At 56.4% G+C, this 15,530-nt stretch carries 15 protein-coding genes; 11 read left to right on the forward strand and 4 right to left on the reverse strand.

Annotated features, from left to right (window positions below; translation table 11 throughout):
* Window positions 1-58: 58 nt before the first annotated feature.
* Window positions 59-712: an oxygen-insensitive NAD(P)H nitroreductase gene (nfsB, locus tag QMG90_RS15465; RefSeq protein ID WP_283280514.1), complete on the forward strand. Its 654-nt coding sequence runs from the start codon at window positions 59-61 to the stop codon at window positions 710-712.
* A 47-nt stretch (window positions 713-759) separates the two neighbouring features.
* On the opposite strand, the gene pheP is transcribed toward nfsB, so the two are convergent.
* From pheP to QMG90_RS15480, 3 genes are all read right to left on the reverse strand, one after another.
* A complete protein-coding gene (gene pheP, locus QMG90_RS15470) occupies window positions 760-2,151 on the reverse strand; it encodes a phenylalanine transporter (RefSeq protein WP_283280515.1) in 1,392 nt (463 codons plus the stop codon).
* 121 nt (window positions 2,152-2,272) lie between these two features.
* A complete protein-coding gene (locus QMG90_RS15475) occupies window positions 2,273-4,486 on the reverse strand; it encodes a TonB-dependent receptor (protein ID WP_283280516.1) in 2,214 nt (737 codons plus the stop codon).
* Between the two features lie 59 nt (window positions 4,487-4,545).
* Entirely contained in the window at window positions 4,546-5,628 is a 1,083-nt protein-coding gene (locus tag QMG90_RS15480) for a YncE family protein (protein WP_283280517.1), read from the reverse strand.
* A 315-nt stretch (window positions 5,629-5,943) separates the two neighbouring features.
* On the opposite strand from QMG90_RS15480, the gene dcuR reads away from it, so the two are divergent.
* From dcuR to QMG90_RS15530, 10 genes are all read left to right on the forward strand, one after another.
* Window positions 5,944-6,663 carry a two-component system response regulator DcuR gene (gene dcuR, locus QMG90_RS15485; RefSeq protein ID WP_283280518.1) on the forward strand — a complete coding sequence of 240 codons (720 nt, stop codon included), beginning with the start codon at window positions 5,944-5,946 and terminating at the stop codon, window positions 6,661-6,663.
* 133 nt (window positions 6,664-6,796) lie between these two features.
* A complete protein-coding gene (gene lysM / locus QMG90_RS15490) occupies window positions 6,797-7,246 on the forward strand; it encodes a peptidoglycan-binding protein LysM (RefSeq protein WP_283280519.1) in 450 nt (149 codons plus the stop codon).
* Between the two features lie 298 nt (window positions 7,247-7,544).
* Window positions 7,545-8,810, forward strand: a complete 1,266-nt coding sequence (otnK, locus tag QMG90_RS15495; RefSeq protein ID WP_283280520.1) for a 3-oxo-tetronate kinase — start codon at window positions 7,545-7,547, stop codon at window positions 8,808-8,810.
* Window positions 8,807-9,451, forward strand: a complete 645-nt coding sequence (gene otnC, locus QMG90_RS15500) for a 3-oxo-tetronate 4-phosphate decarboxylase (RefSeq protein ID WP_283280521.1) — start codon at window positions 8,807-8,809, stop codon at window positions 9,449-9,451. The genes otnK and otnC overlap by 4 nt, the downstream gene beginning before the upstream one ends.
* Window positions 9,452-9,461: 10 nt before the next feature.
* Window positions 9,462-10,268, forward strand: a complete 807-nt coding sequence (locus QMG90_RS15505; RefSeq protein ID WP_283280522.1) for a DeoR/GlpR family DNA-binding transcription regulator — start codon at window positions 9,462-9,464, stop codon at window positions 10,266-10,268.
* Window positions 10,249-11,016 (forward strand): hydroxypyruvate isomerase family protein, encoded by a 768-nt coding sequence (locus QMG90_RS15510; RefSeq protein ID WP_283280523.1) that lies wholly within the window; start codon window positions 10,249-10,251, stop codon window positions 11,014-11,016. The genes QMG90_RS15505 and QMG90_RS15510 overlap by 20 nt, the downstream gene beginning before the upstream one ends.
* A gap of 29 nt (window positions 11,017-11,045) precedes the next feature.
* On the forward strand, window positions 11,046-11,861 hold the full coding sequence (locus tag QMG90_RS15515; RefSeq protein ID WP_283280524.1) for a beta-keto acid cleavage family enzyme: 816 nt from the start codon (window positions 11,046-11,048) through the stop codon (window positions 11,859-11,861).
* Between the two features lie 20 nt (window positions 11,862-11,881).
* Window positions 11,882-13,231, forward strand: coding sequence for a bile acid:sodium symporter family protein (locus QMG90_RS15520; RefSeq protein ID WP_283280525.1), 1,350 nt, complete (start codon window positions 11,882-11,884; stop codon window positions 13,229-13,231).
* Window positions 13,228-13,647 carry a GlcG/HbpS family heme-binding protein gene (locus tag QMG90_RS15525; RefSeq protein WP_283280526.1) on the forward strand — a complete coding sequence of 140 codons (420 nt, stop codon included), beginning with the start codon at window positions 13,228-13,230 and terminating at the stop codon, window positions 13,645-13,647. The genes QMG90_RS15520 and QMG90_RS15525 overlap by 4 nt, the downstream gene beginning before the upstream one ends.
* Window positions 13,644-14,297 carry an aspartate/glutamate racemase family protein gene (locus QMG90_RS15530; protein WP_283280527.1) on the forward strand — a complete coding sequence of 218 codons (654 nt, stop codon included), beginning with the start codon at window positions 13,644-13,646 and terminating at the stop codon, window positions 14,295-14,297. The genes QMG90_RS15525 and QMG90_RS15530 overlap by 4 nt, the downstream gene beginning before the upstream one ends.
* 56 nt (window positions 14,298-14,353) lie before the next feature.
* Here the strand turns inward: QMG90_RS15530 and QMG90_RS15535 are convergent, their stop codons facing one another.
* The gene (locus QMG90_RS15535) at window positions 14,354-15,529 is read right to left on the reverse strand and encodes an HlyD family type I secretion periplasmic adaptor subunit (protein ID WP_283280528.1); all 1,176 of its coding nucleotides are present in this window, start codon (window positions 15,527-15,529) and stop codon (window positions 14,354-14,356) included.
* Window position 15,530: the final 1 nt, after the last annotated feature.

Raw genomic sequence — 15,530 nt, forward strand, 5'->3', positions numbered from 1 at the left:
TATCAACGCCCCGGCTTCACGGTAATCTGCTCCCAGCAAACATCACTGAGGAGTATGTATGGATATCGTGTCTGTCGCCCTGAAGCGCCACTCCACCAAGGCCTTCGATCCCGCTAAAAAACTGACCGCTGAGCAGGCTGAAAAACTAAAAACCCTGCTGCAGTACAGCCCGTCCAGTACCAACTCGCAACCGTGGCACTTTATCCTTGCCAGCAGCGCCGAAGGCAAAGCGCGTGTCGCCAAAGCCGCGACCGGCAATTATGTCTTCAACGAACGTAAAATCCTCGACGCCTCGCACGTTGTGGTTTTCTGCGCGAAAACAGCGCTGGACGATGACTGGCTGCAAAAAGTGGTGGATCAGGAAGACCTGGACGGCCGTTTTGCCACCCCGGAAGCGAAAGCGGGCAACCAGAAAGGCCGCCGCTTCTTTGCCGATATGCACCGCGTTGATCTGAAAGACGACGCACACTGGATGGCGAAACAGGTTTACCTCAATGTCGGTAATTTCCTGCTCGGCGTTGCGGCGCTGGGTCTCGACGCCGTACCGGTAGAAGGTTTTGACGCCGCCATTATGGACGAAGAATTCGGTCTGAAAGCGAAAGGCTTTACCAGCGTGGTGGTGGTGCCGGTCGGCCATCACAGCGCAGAAGACTTCAACGCCGTCCTGCCGAAATCCCGCCTGCCGCTCAGCACCACGCTGACGGAAGTTTAAGCCAATAAAGGGAACCTAATATCACGTCAGGTTCCCTCCTTTCCCCGTTACCCTTTCCGCCGCAGCAGTTTAAACGCGATAAACAGGAAGATGACCCACGCGGGCAGCAGGAGTGCGGACAGGCGCATGCCGTCCATGGTGCACATCAGGCCGAGGATCATCAGCAGAAACGCGATGCAGAGGTAATTGCTGGCAGGCGACAACAGCGCTTTAAACTTCGGCACTCTGCCCTTGCGACGCTGCGCCGCGCGGAATTTCAGGTGCGCCATGCAGATCATCACCCAGTTCAGCAGCAGTGTTGCCACTACCAGCGCCATCAGCAGGCCAAAGGCTTTCTGCGGCAGCAGGTAGTTGATCAGCACCACCAGCGAGGTGATGGCGCCGGAGAGCAACAGCGAGTTGACCGGCACACCGCGACGGCTGATGCGGGTGAGGAACTTCGGCGCGTTGCCCTGAATGGAAAGCCCGAACAACATACGGCTGTTGGAATAAACCCCGCTGTTATAGACCGACAGTGATGCTACCAGAATCACGAAATTCAGTGCAGAAGCCACTACGTTGCTGTCAAGATGATGGAAAATCATCACAAACGGGCTGCTGTCGGATTTGATTTCCACCCACGGATAGAGCGCCAGCAACACCACCAACGAACCGATGTAAAACAGCAGAATGCGATATACCACCTGATTAACCGCTTTCGGAATAGTGGTTTCCGGGTCGCGGGCTTCCGCGGCGGTAATCCCAATCAGCTCAAGGCCGCCAAAGGAGAACATAATGACCGCCAGCGACAGGATCAGCCCATGCCAGCCGGTGGCGAGGAAACCGCCAAACTGCCACAGATTATCAAAACTGGCGTGCTCACCGCCGTGGCCGGAAAAGAGCATCCACAGCCCGAAGCCAATCATGCCGATAATTGCCAGCACTTTGATCAGCGCAAACCAGAATTCGGTTTCACCGTACAGGCGAACGTTAACCAGATTCACGGCGTTGATGATAATGAAGAATGCCGCGGCCCAGATCCAGGTCGGCACGTCGGGGAGCCAGTACTGCATATAAATACCGGCGGCGGTCAGTTCTGCCATGCCCACCAGCACGAACATCACCCAGTAATTCCAGCCGGAGAGGAATCCGGCAAATGGTCCCCAGTATTTATAGGCAAAGTGAGCGAAAGAGCCAGACACCGGTTCTTCGACGACCATTTCGCCAAGCTGGCGCATGATCAGAAACGCGATGATCCCGGCGATGGCGTATCCCAGCAGCACGGCAGGACCCGCCATCTGAATTGCCGGGCCAATGCCCAGAAACAACCCGGTGCCGATGGCGCCGCCGAGGGCGATAAGTTGGATATGGCGATTTTGTAATCCACGGTGAAGCGTCGGCGCTGGCGACGACCCGGCATCCGTTTGCGACTTGTCGGATGCTAATGACGCGTTGTTCACGTCTTTCCCCTGTATCTTTTTTAGAAGGGGCACCTTTTATCACTTAGGAAAAAATGTCGCAAGGTCAGGGACAAAATGAGTGGCGCGGCAATGGTTTGCCGCGCCCGGTTCATGTCGGTGATCAGAAGTCGTAAGACATCGACACTTTCAGGGTGCGAGGTTCCCCCTGGAAGACATACGTGCCGTTATCTTCGACGCTGGCCCAGTATTTCTCATTGGTGACGTTATCCACACCGACGCGCCAGACCATTTCGTTCTGATCAGCGTTCAGGCGCATTTTGTAACGCACGCCGAGATCCAGCGTGGTGTAGCTGTCGAGCTTTTTGCTGTTCGCCGCATCGGCGTACTGCGAACCGGTGTGGTTCACTTTCGCCGTAGCAGTCAGCCCTTCAACCGGCTTGATGTCATATTCCGCGCCCAGCACCGCATAGAAGCGCGCCACGCCAATGGCGTCATGACCATCGTTGGTGCCGCCAGCGGTTTTGGTCAGCTCAGGATCAAGCCAGGTGGTACTGCCGTTCAGACGCAACCCCAGCAGCGGCTCGCCAAAGATGTTCAGCTCAACGCCCCGGTTTCGCTGCTCGCCATCCAGTACGTATCTATTGTCGCTGTTCAGAATCGCCGACGGTTTTTTGATTTCAAACAGCGCCAGAGAACCGCCGATGCTGCCGTAATCCAGCTTCACGCCCACTTCTTTCTGCTTCGAATGGGCGATACCCATACTCTGCCCGTAATTCTCCGCCCCTTTCGGCGCGTTATCACCCGGTTGCAGCGCTTCGGTGTAGTTGGCATACAGCGACACGACATCCCACGGCTTGTACACCAGGCCGAAAGTCGGCATCCAGCGGCTCTGGGTGTAGCGACTGGTGGTATCTTCCAGGCCAGTGGCGTTGCTGTAATTTCGCACCACCACTTTCTGATGACGCGCCGCCGCAGTGAACAGCAGGGAATCATCAAAGAAACCCAGCGTATCGCTCAGCAGCCAGCCTTGCGTACGGTTACGCGAGGTGGTCAACGGATCAAAATAGTTGCCGCCAAAGTAGGCGTTGTCCGGCATGGAGACATCATGATTGTTATAAATATTGGTGGTCGGATTGTTGGCCGACATGCGCCACGCGGTTTTATCGCTTTTGATCTGCGCCGAATAACCAACGTTCACTTTGTGAGAAACCGGGCCGGTGTCGAAATTGCCGCGCAGACCGGTCATACCGCTGTATGCGTCCATGATACGGTTGGTATCGAGACGCCCGGCCGTCGCGTCACCACTGGCGTCGATCAGTTTCGGCGCACTGTAGGTACCGACTTCATGTGCGTGCTGAGCGCCGAACGCGGCGTAGGTGGTCCAGTTGTCCGTCAGATCGAATTCCGCTTTTGCCATACCGAATTCGTTTTCGATATCGCTGTGGCTCCACTTCTGGCTGTAGCTTTTCCGCGTATCCGGAACCTCAGGAACGAAGTCGACAGCGCTGATGTTGACGCCCGTCGCGCCGCCGTGGAACGTTTTTTTCTGATAGCCAACATCCAGCGAGGTGCGGAGACGATCACCGCGATAGTCCAGCCCCAGCGATGCCAGCGTGGTGCGGCGTTTATCCGCCTCCACCGCGGTTTCGCCTTCACGGTGCAGCAGGTTCACCCGCACGCCAAACTGGTTGTTATCGCCAAAGCGACGCCCGAGATCCAGTGAGCTACCCACTTGTGAGTCTGAGGTGTAATCCACGCCGACGCGGGTGGTTGGCGTATCTTCCGCGTGTTTCGGCTCAAGGTTGATCATCCCGCCCACACCGCTACTCGCCGCACCGTTCAACAGTGCGTTTGCGCCTTTGAAAATTTCGACGCGTTCCAGCATCTGAGTATCCACGACCTGACGCGGCACCACGCCCGGCAGACCGCCCATGGTCATGTCGTCGCCATCAAGTTTAAAGCCGCGGATACGGTACGTTTCCGCAAAGTTACCGTACCCCTGAACCGCCTGCACGCTGGCATCGTTGCTGACCACATCGGCAATGGTTTTGGCCTGCTGATCCTGTACCAGTTTCGAGGTGTAGCTGATCACGTTGAACGGTACGTCCATCGCTTTCTGCTCGCCGAGGATGCCCAGACGCCCGCCGTGGGCGATTTGCCCGTCGAGGAATGCCGGTACCAGTGCGTCGCCGCCGGGTTTAAAATCGCTCCCCTCAGTACTTTCGACAACCATGGTTTCTTCCGCCGTTTTTTTCTTTGTGGCGTCAGACGTGGTAGTGGGCGTTGCCGCGCTGGCGGTGTGGCTCAGCGCGCCAATCGCTAACGCCAGCAGCGTTTTGCGTAACGGTAAAGTCAGTGAATGGGTGTTGTGCATAATTCGCTCTTTATAGAGGCTAAGTGAAACATGGCCCGACGCAACGCCGGGCCGGAAAATTAATGGGCTAAATCAAGACGAACAACGCTGTCCGGACCTTTTGTGGAGTGGTCCTTATTGAACGGTTGTTTTACGGTGACAAACAGGGTTTGCCCGTCCGCGGACAGCGTCAGGCTGTTCGGATTCGGCGGCAGATCCCAGCTTTTCTTCACGGTATAGCGCGTCGCATCCAGGCTCAGTACTTTCCCGGAATCACGCTGAGAAATGTAGATTTCATGGCGTTTCGCGTTAAACAGCACAGAGAGCGAGTCGCCGACGTCGAGCTGTTTAATCACGTTGCCGGTGTGAATATCGAGTACCAGCGTGGTTTTGGCTTTCGAGTTATCGGTCACGAACAGGCGACCGGTGTCGGCATCTTCCGCCAGATTGAGCAGCAGTGCCGGTTTATCGCCCAGCGGTTTCCAGCGCTGTTCAATGCGGTTGTTACGCGGGTTGATCACCAGAATTTCGCCGCTGCCGTTAGCCGCGTACAACCGCCCGGTTTGATCCGAATAGTGCAGGCCAGTCATCCACTTGCCGGTATTTTTGATGCGGGTTTTCAGCTTCAGGGTTTTCGCGTCAACCACCCAGATGACCGCCGGATAAGCCACCGCACCGACATACAGCGTGTCGCCGTGCAGCAGGATTTGGCGCGCACCGTACGGCAGGCCTTTCTCGTTACGTTCGCTGAACAACAGGCGGGCTTTTACTTTGCCATCAGCCGTATTGATGGCGCTGATACCGCCATCCAGCGAGTTGGTGACATAAACGGTTTTACCGTCTGGCGTTATCTGCATGGCGAAATTTTTCAGATCGGTGTGCGTGGCGCCGAGGGTTTTCAGGGTTGCCGGATCCAGTTTGTAAACCATACCGCCCTGCACATCTTTAAAGCCTTCAGCGCTGGCGACGTACAGCGCGTCGCCGGTCGGACTCAATGCCATTTCATACAGCCCTTCCGCCAGAGCGCGTTTGATGATATCTGTCGCGGGAGCGGAAACCGCCGCCGATGGCGTGGCCGCGTGTGTGGAGGGAGAAGGCTGCGTGGCGCAGCCGCTCAGCGCGACAGTGAATGCCAGCGCCAGCGTGGAGAATTGCAATTTCATCAGGAAATCCTTCACCAAAAATAAGCAGTAGCGCGACGCTTCCGGATTTATACGTTCCGGTTATCGGTCATCACGTCGCCGTGCGCCTCAGTGTTTCCCTGTGAATCACTTTTCACTTGATTGCAGGAATCTCCATGCCTCGCCTGCGAATAACAAAGAGAATGAGAACTATACGCATTATCTTTCTCTAATCAAGTGTAATCGTTTACCATGCATAAAAAAGCGACGCGGATCCGCCTTTGCGATCTGCGGGTTATCAGGGATAATCGCCCCTTTTTTGTCGGGCTTCCCCGGGGAACGTAAAAGGAAGATCGTGTGTTTAATGTGTTAATCGTCGAAGACGACGCCATGGTGGCGGAGCTTAACCGCTGCTATATTGCGCAGGTTTCCGGCTTTCAGTGCGTCGGCACTGCGTCCACGCGACGCGAGGCCGGGGCGATGATGAATGATCCGGCCCTGGCTATCGACCTGATCCTGCTGGACGTCTGGCTGCGACAGGAGAACGGGCTGGATCTGTTGCCGCTGTTGCGCGCCTCAGGCCGCACGGCAGATGTGATCATGATTTCGTCCGCCGCCGATGCGGCAACCATACATCACTCCCTGCATTACGGCGTGGTGGATTACCTCATCAAGCCCTTCCAGTTCCCGCGTTTTGAAGAGGCACTGACCAGCTGGAAAACGAAGAAAATGCAGTTGCAGGGGCAAAAACAGTACGCGCAGGCCGATATCGATCGTCTGCTGCACGGTGACACGCCGCAAGCCGCTGATATTCAGCGTTTACCAAAAGGGCTTACCCCGCCGACGCTGCGCACGCTGTGCCAGTGGATCGATGCCCATGCCGATCTGGAGTTTTCAACGGAGGATCTGTCGAACGCGGTGGGGATCTCGCGGGTCTCCTGTCGCAAATACCTGATCTGGCTCGCGCAGATTAACGTCCTGTTCACCCGCATTCAGTACGGCACCACCGGGCGTCCGGTTTATCGTTACCGGTTACTGACGGAACAGCACGCGTTGCTGAAACAGCTTTGCCAGTGAACTATCTCTTCATAATCAAAATTATGAAGAATTTATCTTTCAGTAAGCGCGTGTCACCCCATTTTGCTGGTGGATTTTCGACTACGCTTATTGCTGTTTCTGCCTGAAACATTCATCACACACAGGAGGTTGTATGGGATTGTTCAGTTTTGTTAAAGACGCCGGGGAAAAGATCTGGGACGCGGTATCGGGTAACGATAAAACCACCCAGGCTGAAAAGTTAAAAGAACACATTAACAAGCTGGGGTTGCCTGATTCGGACAAGGTCGACGTTGTGGTCAACGATAACGGGACGGCAACGGTAAGCGGCGACATTCTCTCTCAGGAAGCCAAAGAGAAGATTCTGGTCGCCATTGGCAACGTCGCAGGTATTAGCGGTATTGATGACAAAACAGCGGTCGCCGGGGGCGGCGCAGAAAGCCGTTACTACACCGTGAAATCCGGCGATACCCTCAGCGCTATCGCCAAAAAGGAATACGGCAACGCCAACGATTACCAGCGTATTTTTGAAGCCAACAAGCCGATGTTAAAACACCCGGATAAAATCTACCCGGGGCAGGTGCTGATTATTCCGCAGAAATAATCACCAGGCTTATTTGCTTCATTCTTCATTAAGGAATCCCCCGGCATGCAGGTCGGGGGATTCCTTTTCCCCCTTCCGCTCGCACCGTGACAAATTTTCTCACCCCTTAACGAATCTTCACATCCGTCTGTGAGTACTGTTTTTATCCCTTATCTTAATTTATTAATTAAAAACAATACATTAAATGTAGTTTATAGCTTTTGGCGATCCTGCTGTTTGTGAGAATCATCATGTGAATGTGAAGTTTTCTGCTGAATAATATGCTCAATTCTCAGACAACATGAGCGGAGCAGGATCGATGGCTGTCATGACCGGCGTAATCGCCGATGATTTTACCGGAGCAACCGACATTGCGAGTTTTATGGCGGAACAGGGATGGCGCGTGGCATTGCTGCCAGGCATGCCGGACATGACGCAACGCTGGAATGATGATGCTGACGCTATTGTCATCTCGCTGAAAAGCCGTTCACTGCCCGCGGATGAAGCTGTGCGTCAGTCGTTGCAGTGTTATCAGTGGCTGAAACAACAGGCCGATGCAAAACAAATCTACTTCAAATACTGTTCCACCTTCGATTCCACACCCGCGGGCAATATTGGCCCGGTGAGCGATGCGCTGTTAGAGGCCACCCGGGCGCCGCTTATCGTTCACTGCCCGGCGCTGCCGCAAAATGGCCGCACGGTGATCCACGGACATTTGTTTGTCAATGGCGTGCTGCTGAACGAATCCGGGATGGAAAAGCACCCGCTTAACCCGATGACCGACGCCAGTCTTGAACGTCTGCTGGCACCGCAAACCCCGTACGCCACTGGCGTCATCAACCTCGCCACCGTGCAGGCAGGCGTGCAGGCGGTGACCGACGCGCTGCTTCAACACCAGCAGGCGGGCAACAAACATATTATTGTCGATACGCTGACCGAAGCCGATCTACTCACCCTCGCAGAAGCGTTGCAGTCATACCCGTTGCTGGCGGGCGGCTCCGGGCTTGGCGGCGCACTGGCAGCCACCGCCCGGCCACCACACCCGCTTGCGCAGGTCAGTGGTTTCGCGCCGACCATTCAGGCGGTGATCCTCTCCGGCAGTTGTTCGTCGATGACCAACCGTCAGGTGAACGCCTACAAAACCCAGGCCGCCAGCCTGCCGCTGGACGTCGCCCGTTGCATGGCGGATGACGCAGGGCATATCGATGAGATTGCCCGGTGGGCGCTGGCGCATCGCCATGACGTTTACGCGCCGCTGGTTTACGCCACCCAACCACCGGACGTTCTGCGCACTATTCAGCAACAGTACGGCGAGCAGGCGGCAAGCCTGGCGGTCGAACGGACGTTTGCCCGTCTGACCACCACACTGCGCGACGCCGGCATCAATACGTTTATCGTTGCTGGCGGCGAGACCTCCGGCACCGTGGTGGAAGCATTACAGGTGAAACGCCTGACCACAGGAAAAGCGATCGCCCCTGGTGTTCCCTGGGTCTTTGCCCCGGAGCAACAGCTGTCGCTGGCGCTGAAATCAGGCAATTTCGGGCAGGCGGATTTCTTTTTCAAAGCGCAGGAGTATGCATCATGAGCCCTCTGACCGAACAACAGCTTCGCGAGCAAATGGTTCATTATGGCCGCTCCCTGTTCAGCCGCGGCTACAGCAGCGGCGGCGGCGGCAACCTCAGCGTGAAACTGCCGGACGGCGGTTATCTGGTCACGCCGACCAACTCCTGCCTCGGCGAACTGCAAGTGGAAACGCTCAGTCGGCTGGATGAAAACGGCGTCCACATCGACGGTGATCGCCCATCGAAAGAGGTGCCAATGCACATGGCCTGGTACCGGCATCGCCCTGAGTGCAGCGCGGTGGTGCATCTGCATTCGCCGTGGCTCACCGCCCTCGCCTGCCTGCCGTGTTCCACGCCGGAAAACTGTCTGCCGCCGCTGACGCCCTACTATGTGATGCGCATCGGCCAGTTGCCGCTGCTGCCCTATTTTCGCCCCGGTCACGAAGGTATCGCCACGGCATTGAGTGAAATCGCCGCCAGCCACATCGCCGCGTTGCTGGCTAACCACGGTCCGGTGGTCAGCGGTCGTTCGCTGCGTGAAGCGGTGTTTAACACTGAAGAGCTGGAAGACAGTGCGCGCATCTGGCTGACGCTGAAACCGCTGGGATACGTTCCGCTGACGCCCGCCGCGGTGGCTGAGCTGGAACAGGCCCGGATAAGGTAAGGAGTGAGCAATGATCCCCGACCAACGCCGCGATTTTATCTATCGCTATGTGCATGAAAAAAACGTCGCCTCGTTTAATGAACTGGCGGAACTGATGAGCGTGTCGCACATGACGGTGCGGCGGGACATTCAGTTGCTGGAAGAAGAAGGGAAAGTGGTCGCTATCAATGGTGGTGTGAAGCTCAACAACCTGTTGAAATCTGAGCTGCCGTGGCGGGAAAAAGCCGAATTGCATCATGACGTCAAACGCAAGATGGGCGCGCTGGCGGCGATGCTGATTGAACCGGGCCAGACGCTCTACCTGGATGCGGGCACCTCGCTGTTCGAGGTGGCGAAAGCGGTGGCCGCCAGCCACTGTTTTAACCTGACGGTGGTGACGAACGACTTTTCCATCAGCCACTATCTGATGGACATGCCGCATATCACGCTGTACCACACCGGGGGGCTGGTCGATCAACGCAACCGCTCCTGTCTCGGCAAAAGCGCGGCCAGTTTTCTGCACACCATTAACATTGATGTGGCGTTTCTGAGCTCGTCGTCCTGGGATCTGGCGCGCGGCATGTCAACGCCCAGCGAAGGCAAAGCGTCGGTGAAAGAAGCGGTGCTGACCGTCTCCCGCCGCCGCGTGCTGGTGTGCGACAGCAGCAAATATGGCAAATATGGCATGTTCCATATCTGCGCCCTGAATCAGCTGACGGATATTGTCTCCGACCAGCATCTGCCTGCCGACGCGCAACAGGCGATCCAGCAACAGGGAATTAAACTCCATCTCGTGGAGAGTGACGAGGGGGCGCATTATGCTGAAGCTGGCCGCTAACCTCGACTGGATCTTCAAAGACCTGCCGATTTCCGCGCGCTTTCACGCCGCCCGGCAGGCCGGGTTTCACGGTGTCGAAGGGTTGTTTCTCTGGCAGCATTCGCTGGCCGAACTCCGACTGGCGCAACAGGAGACGGAACTGCCGGTCGTGCTGCTCAATGCCCCGGCGGGCAACTGGTCAGCGGGAGAACGCGGGCTGGCTTCCCTGCCCCTGCGTGACGACGAATACCGCGCCAGCCTGAGTCTCGCCCGTGACTACGCCAGCGCGCTGGGGTGTCGGCAGGTACATGTGATGGCCGGAAACCGTACAGCGGCGCTGTCGGTTGAACAGCAGCAGGCGTTGCTGGTAAGCCGCTTGCAGTACGCCTGCGATTTTATGGCGACAGCGGGCATTACCGTGCTGATTGAGCCGTTAAATCCGCAGGATATGCCGAATTATTTTATTGATAATTTCCCGCTGGCCGAAAAAATGATTACCCAGGTTGCCAGAGAAAATATCGGTTTACAGTTTGATATTTACCATTGCCAGAAAACCCATGGCGATGTGGCCCGGAATATTGCGCATTACTGGCCGTTAATTCGCCATTTTCAGATTGCCTCCGTACCGGGTCGACATGAACCAGGCACCGGAGAACTTAATGATGCGTGGTTATTAAATTATATACAGGAATTGAATTACCGGGGGTGGATTGGCTGCGAATATACGCCATTAAATTCCCCTGCGAACTGGATCACAACAACATTATAAATATTACTATCTCTGTACCGGAGGATATTATGTCGGATAACGTCATTATTTCGCTGGCGCCTGTTGCCGCGGATTGCCCCACCGTTATACCTGAGGAAGTGGCGAATGAAATTTTAGCCAGCGTCGAACATGGCGCCGCTATTGTGCATTTACACGTCCGCGATAAACAGGGGCGTCTGACGCCAGACACACAGCATTTTCAGGCCACTATCGCGCCAGTGATGGCCCACTCAGACCTGATTATTCAGGCCTCAACCGGTGGTGTGTCGTCGATGTCTATCGAAGAGCGCTGCGCGCCGCTGGCCTGCCCCGGCGTGGAAATGGCGTCGCTCAACGTGGGTTCGGTTAACCTCGGCGATAACGTCTATTTTAACCCCACGCCGGACGTGGAATATTGCTCACGCGAAATTGTGAAGCGTAATATTATTCCCGAATTCGAAGTCTTTGAAATCGGGATGATTAATAATATTCTCACTTTACAGCAAAATATCCCGTTTAAAACACCGATGCTGTTTAATATCGTGCTGGGTCACCGCGGCAGTTCACCGGCGACGATTGATGCGTTAATTGCCCTGCGTAGTATGATCCCCCGTGACGCATTATGGGGAATTACCCACTATGGCCGACAGAATTTTGACATTATTGCCGCGGCAGTGGGAATGGGCGCCTGTGAAGTCAGAATTGGTTTTGAAGACAGCTATTATTTAAGCGCGAAAGAAAAAGCCTCGCAGAATTATCAGCAGGTTAAGAAACTCGCCACACTTATCCGCAGCATGGATAAAACCGTCGCGACACCCGAAGTGGCGCGTCAGATGTTATCTATTCCGCCACGGCAACACGCGTGACGCTGAAAGGAATTTTCGCCATGACTATTCAATCCGTAATACAAAAAAGTGGGTTAGGCGTCAGCATCGCGGGTATTGCACTGGCGGCGATCGGCGCCCTCATGCAGTCCCCTGCGCTCTGGCAGCCAGGTCTTGTGATGTTTACCGCCGGGTTCGCCGCGGGCGCAGGCCACTGGCCATCGCTGCGCAGCTACCAGTTTACGCTGTGGATCATCGCCGGTTTCGTCGCCGCGATGACCTGGTCGACGGATCTGATCGTCTGGGGCGGTTTTAACATCACCCACAAATGGATCGTCTTCCTGGTCATTCAGGCCACCATGTTCAGCATGGGCACCAAACTGACGATTCAGGATTTTATCGACGTCGCCAAAATGCCGTGGGCGGTGTTTATCGGTACTTTCTGCCATTTCGTGATCATGCCGCTGCTGGGGCTGACCATCACGCTGATTTTCCACTTTCCGCCGGAAGTCGCTGTGGGGATCCTGCTGATTGGCGCCTGCCCGAGCGGACTCTCGTCAACGGTAATGGTCTATATCGCCAACGCCAACCTGGCGCTGGCCGTGTCAATCGCCGCGGTCTCCACGCTCGCCGCCACCGTGATGACGCCGCTGTGGGTCAACCTGCTGGCCGGATCGATGATCGACATCCAGCTCACCGCAATGGTAATGGACGTGGTGAAAATCGTGCTGATCCCGATTGGCGCCGCCATTCTGCATGATTACCTGAAAACCTACGCCAGCCAGAATGGCCGCCGCGTGGTGCAGGGACTGGCTGGCATCAGCGCGCTCTGGCTGCTGTACATGATTGCCGGTGGCTGGGATTCGCTGTTCGGTACCGCCAGCGCCGAAGCGCAGATGTACGCCGTGGTGCTGAACTTTGTCGCCGGTGGCATCGTCTGGGCGCTGTTCTACAACTGGTTGTATGGCCGTTTCAGTAGCATCAAAAACATCATGCCGACCATCTCGATGATGGGCATCATTTTCTTCACCACCACGGCCGCCGCTGCGGGGCGTGACAACCTGGTACAGGTTGGTTTCCTGCTCTGCTTCGCCATGCTGATGCATAACCTGGGCGGCTTCTGCATCGGCTATCTGATGAGCCGCTTTATCTTCCGCATGGATGTTCAGTCCGCCCGTACCGTGGCCTTCGAAGTGGGCCTGCAGAACGGCGGGATGGCCTCGGGTCTCGCCGCGGCGATGGGCAAACTGGCGACGGTGGGCCTGGCCTCGGCGGTGATGACGCCGCTCGGCAACGTCAGCGGATCGCTGCTCGCCAACTACTGGCGTAAAAAAGATGCCCGTGCCGCGAAAGCTGCCGCTGAGGCGCCACTGACCGCCTCCGATTCTCTCCCGAAAGGAAAATTATTATGACCACATTGACGTTGCAGCAGGCGCGTCGGGCGCAGGAATACGCCCTGACGCTCGCCGAAACCCAATACAACCAGCGGCCACTCAGCGTGGCGGTCTGCGATGCCAGCGGTGAACTGCTCTGTTTCGCCCGCATGGATAACGCAAAACTGTTGACGGTTGAGCTGACCCAACGCAAGGCGCGCACCAGCAGCCGTCTGGGTTGCACTACTCTGGCGTTTCTCCAGCGGCTGCAAAAAGAGCAACTGGATATCAGCTACTTTGCCGACCCGCGCTTTACCGCGCTGCCCGGCGGCATACCGGTGATGCGCGACGGCAAATGCCTCGGCGCAGTGGCGGTCGGCGGACTGTCGGCGCAGGAAGATCACGAGGCGGCAGCGGCAGTCGCTGCCCTGCTCACTGAGGAGATTGCACGATGAAAAAGATTGCCATGCTGCACACCAGCGCCGCCACGCTCGCCATGATGCAACAGCTGATTGCCGACATCATGCCGCAGGCGGAGGTGATGCACCTTGTTGAAGAGTCGATGATTAAACAGGTCATGAAAGCCGGCGGCGTAACCCCGGCCATCAGCGCACGCATCGCGGGTTATATTCAGATTGCGGAAAAAGCGGACTGCGAGATTTTCATGACCGCCTGTTCGTCCATCGGCACCGCCGTTGAGCAGTGTCAGTTTATGACCCCACTGCAACTGACCCGCATTGACTGTGCGATGGTGGAAAACGCCATTGCGCAGGGTCAGCGCATCGCGGTGCTGGCGACGGTAGCGACCACGCTGAAACCAACGCTCAGCTATGTGCAGCGCAAGGTGCAGGAGAGCGGTAAACCGCGCGAAATCGTGCCAGTGCTGATGGAAGACGCGTTCCATGCGCTGCTGGCCGGTGACATGGCGACACATGACCGCATCGTCAGCGAGGGGCTGAAAAATGCCTTCGCGTCAGCGGATGTGATCATGCTGGCGCAGGCATCGATGGCACGCGTGCTGCAACAACTCCCGACGCCACCAGTACCGGTGCTGACTTCGCCGGAAAGCGGTATTCGCTGGCTTAAGGCATTAGCGGAAGCGTAAGCCAGCATCATAAAACAAAGAAGCCCGTAAACGGGCTTCTTTTATCCGGACAGGAATTACCGTTCCCGCAGCGCCTCTTTCGCTTTGTTCAGCGGTTTCAGCAGATACTCCAGAATCGTTTTATTCCCCGTCTTAATATCCACGGTCGCAATCATGCCGGGAAACACCGGAAACGCTTTTTTCTGCTTGTTAACCAGCTGGTTGCTGTCGGTACGAATGTAAACCCGGTAAAAATAGACGTCGCGTTTAACTTCATCCTGAATGGTGTCCGGCGAAATCATCGTCACCACGCCGTCAATGCCGCCGTAAATCGAGTAATCGTACGCCGTCACCTTCACCAGCGCTTTCTGTCCGGGGTGGATGAACGCCACATCGCGCGGCAGAATTTTCGTTTCAATCAGGATCTGATCGTCCAGCGGCACCAGGCTCATCAGCTTGCCGCCGGGCGGGATGACGCCGCCAACGGTGGTGACATCAATGTCTTTCACAATGCCACGCACTGGTGCGGTGAAGGTCAGACGGGTAAGTGAGTCCTCACGTCCACGCATGACCGAACGTTCGGCTTCGACTTCCGCATTTGCATGCGCCAGCTCTTCCCGCGCCCGTACGTAATACTGGTTTTGCATCTCAGCGATTTTATTCTCCAGCTCATTTTTCTGCCGCTGGAGGCGCAGCACTTCCACGTTGCTGGCAGCGCCCTGTTGGATCAGCGGCTCGGTGAGCGACAGCTCTCGCTGCACCAGTAAAATGCCCTCTTTCAGACCCGCCATCCCTTTTTCAAGGCTGTCGCGACGGGACTGATACAGCGCGGTTTCCTGCCTGACCAGTTCCGACTCGTTACCCAGCTCCGGCGGAAACACCAGCGCGGTATCGTTCACTTCGGCGTCAAGCCGCGCGGCAGTGGCCATGGCGGCATGCAGTTTGGATTCGCTCTCCAGCACGCTGGATTCCGTTTTGGTGCGGTCAAGCTGCGCCAGTTGCTGGCCTTTTTCGACGATGTCCCCTTCATGCACCATCAGCTTGTAGATAATGCCGCCTTCCAGCGACTGGATCTCCTGCTCATGGGATGACGGCACCACTTTGCCGCTGCCGGTGGTGACTTCATCGAGGTGAAACATGCTCGCCCAGCCGACAAACGCCGCCAGCGCGATAAATAAAAACCACGCCACCAGCGAGGAGCGCGGCAGGCTCGGCTCGCTCAGGCGACTGTTAAAACGATTCATTTCGCTCATT

Source organism: Trabulsiella odontotermitis, from assembly GCF_030053895.1.
GTDB classification, from domain to species: domain Bacteria; phylum Pseudomonadota; class Gammaproteobacteria; order Enterobacterales; family Enterobacteriaceae; genus Trabulsiella; species Trabulsiella odontotermitis_C.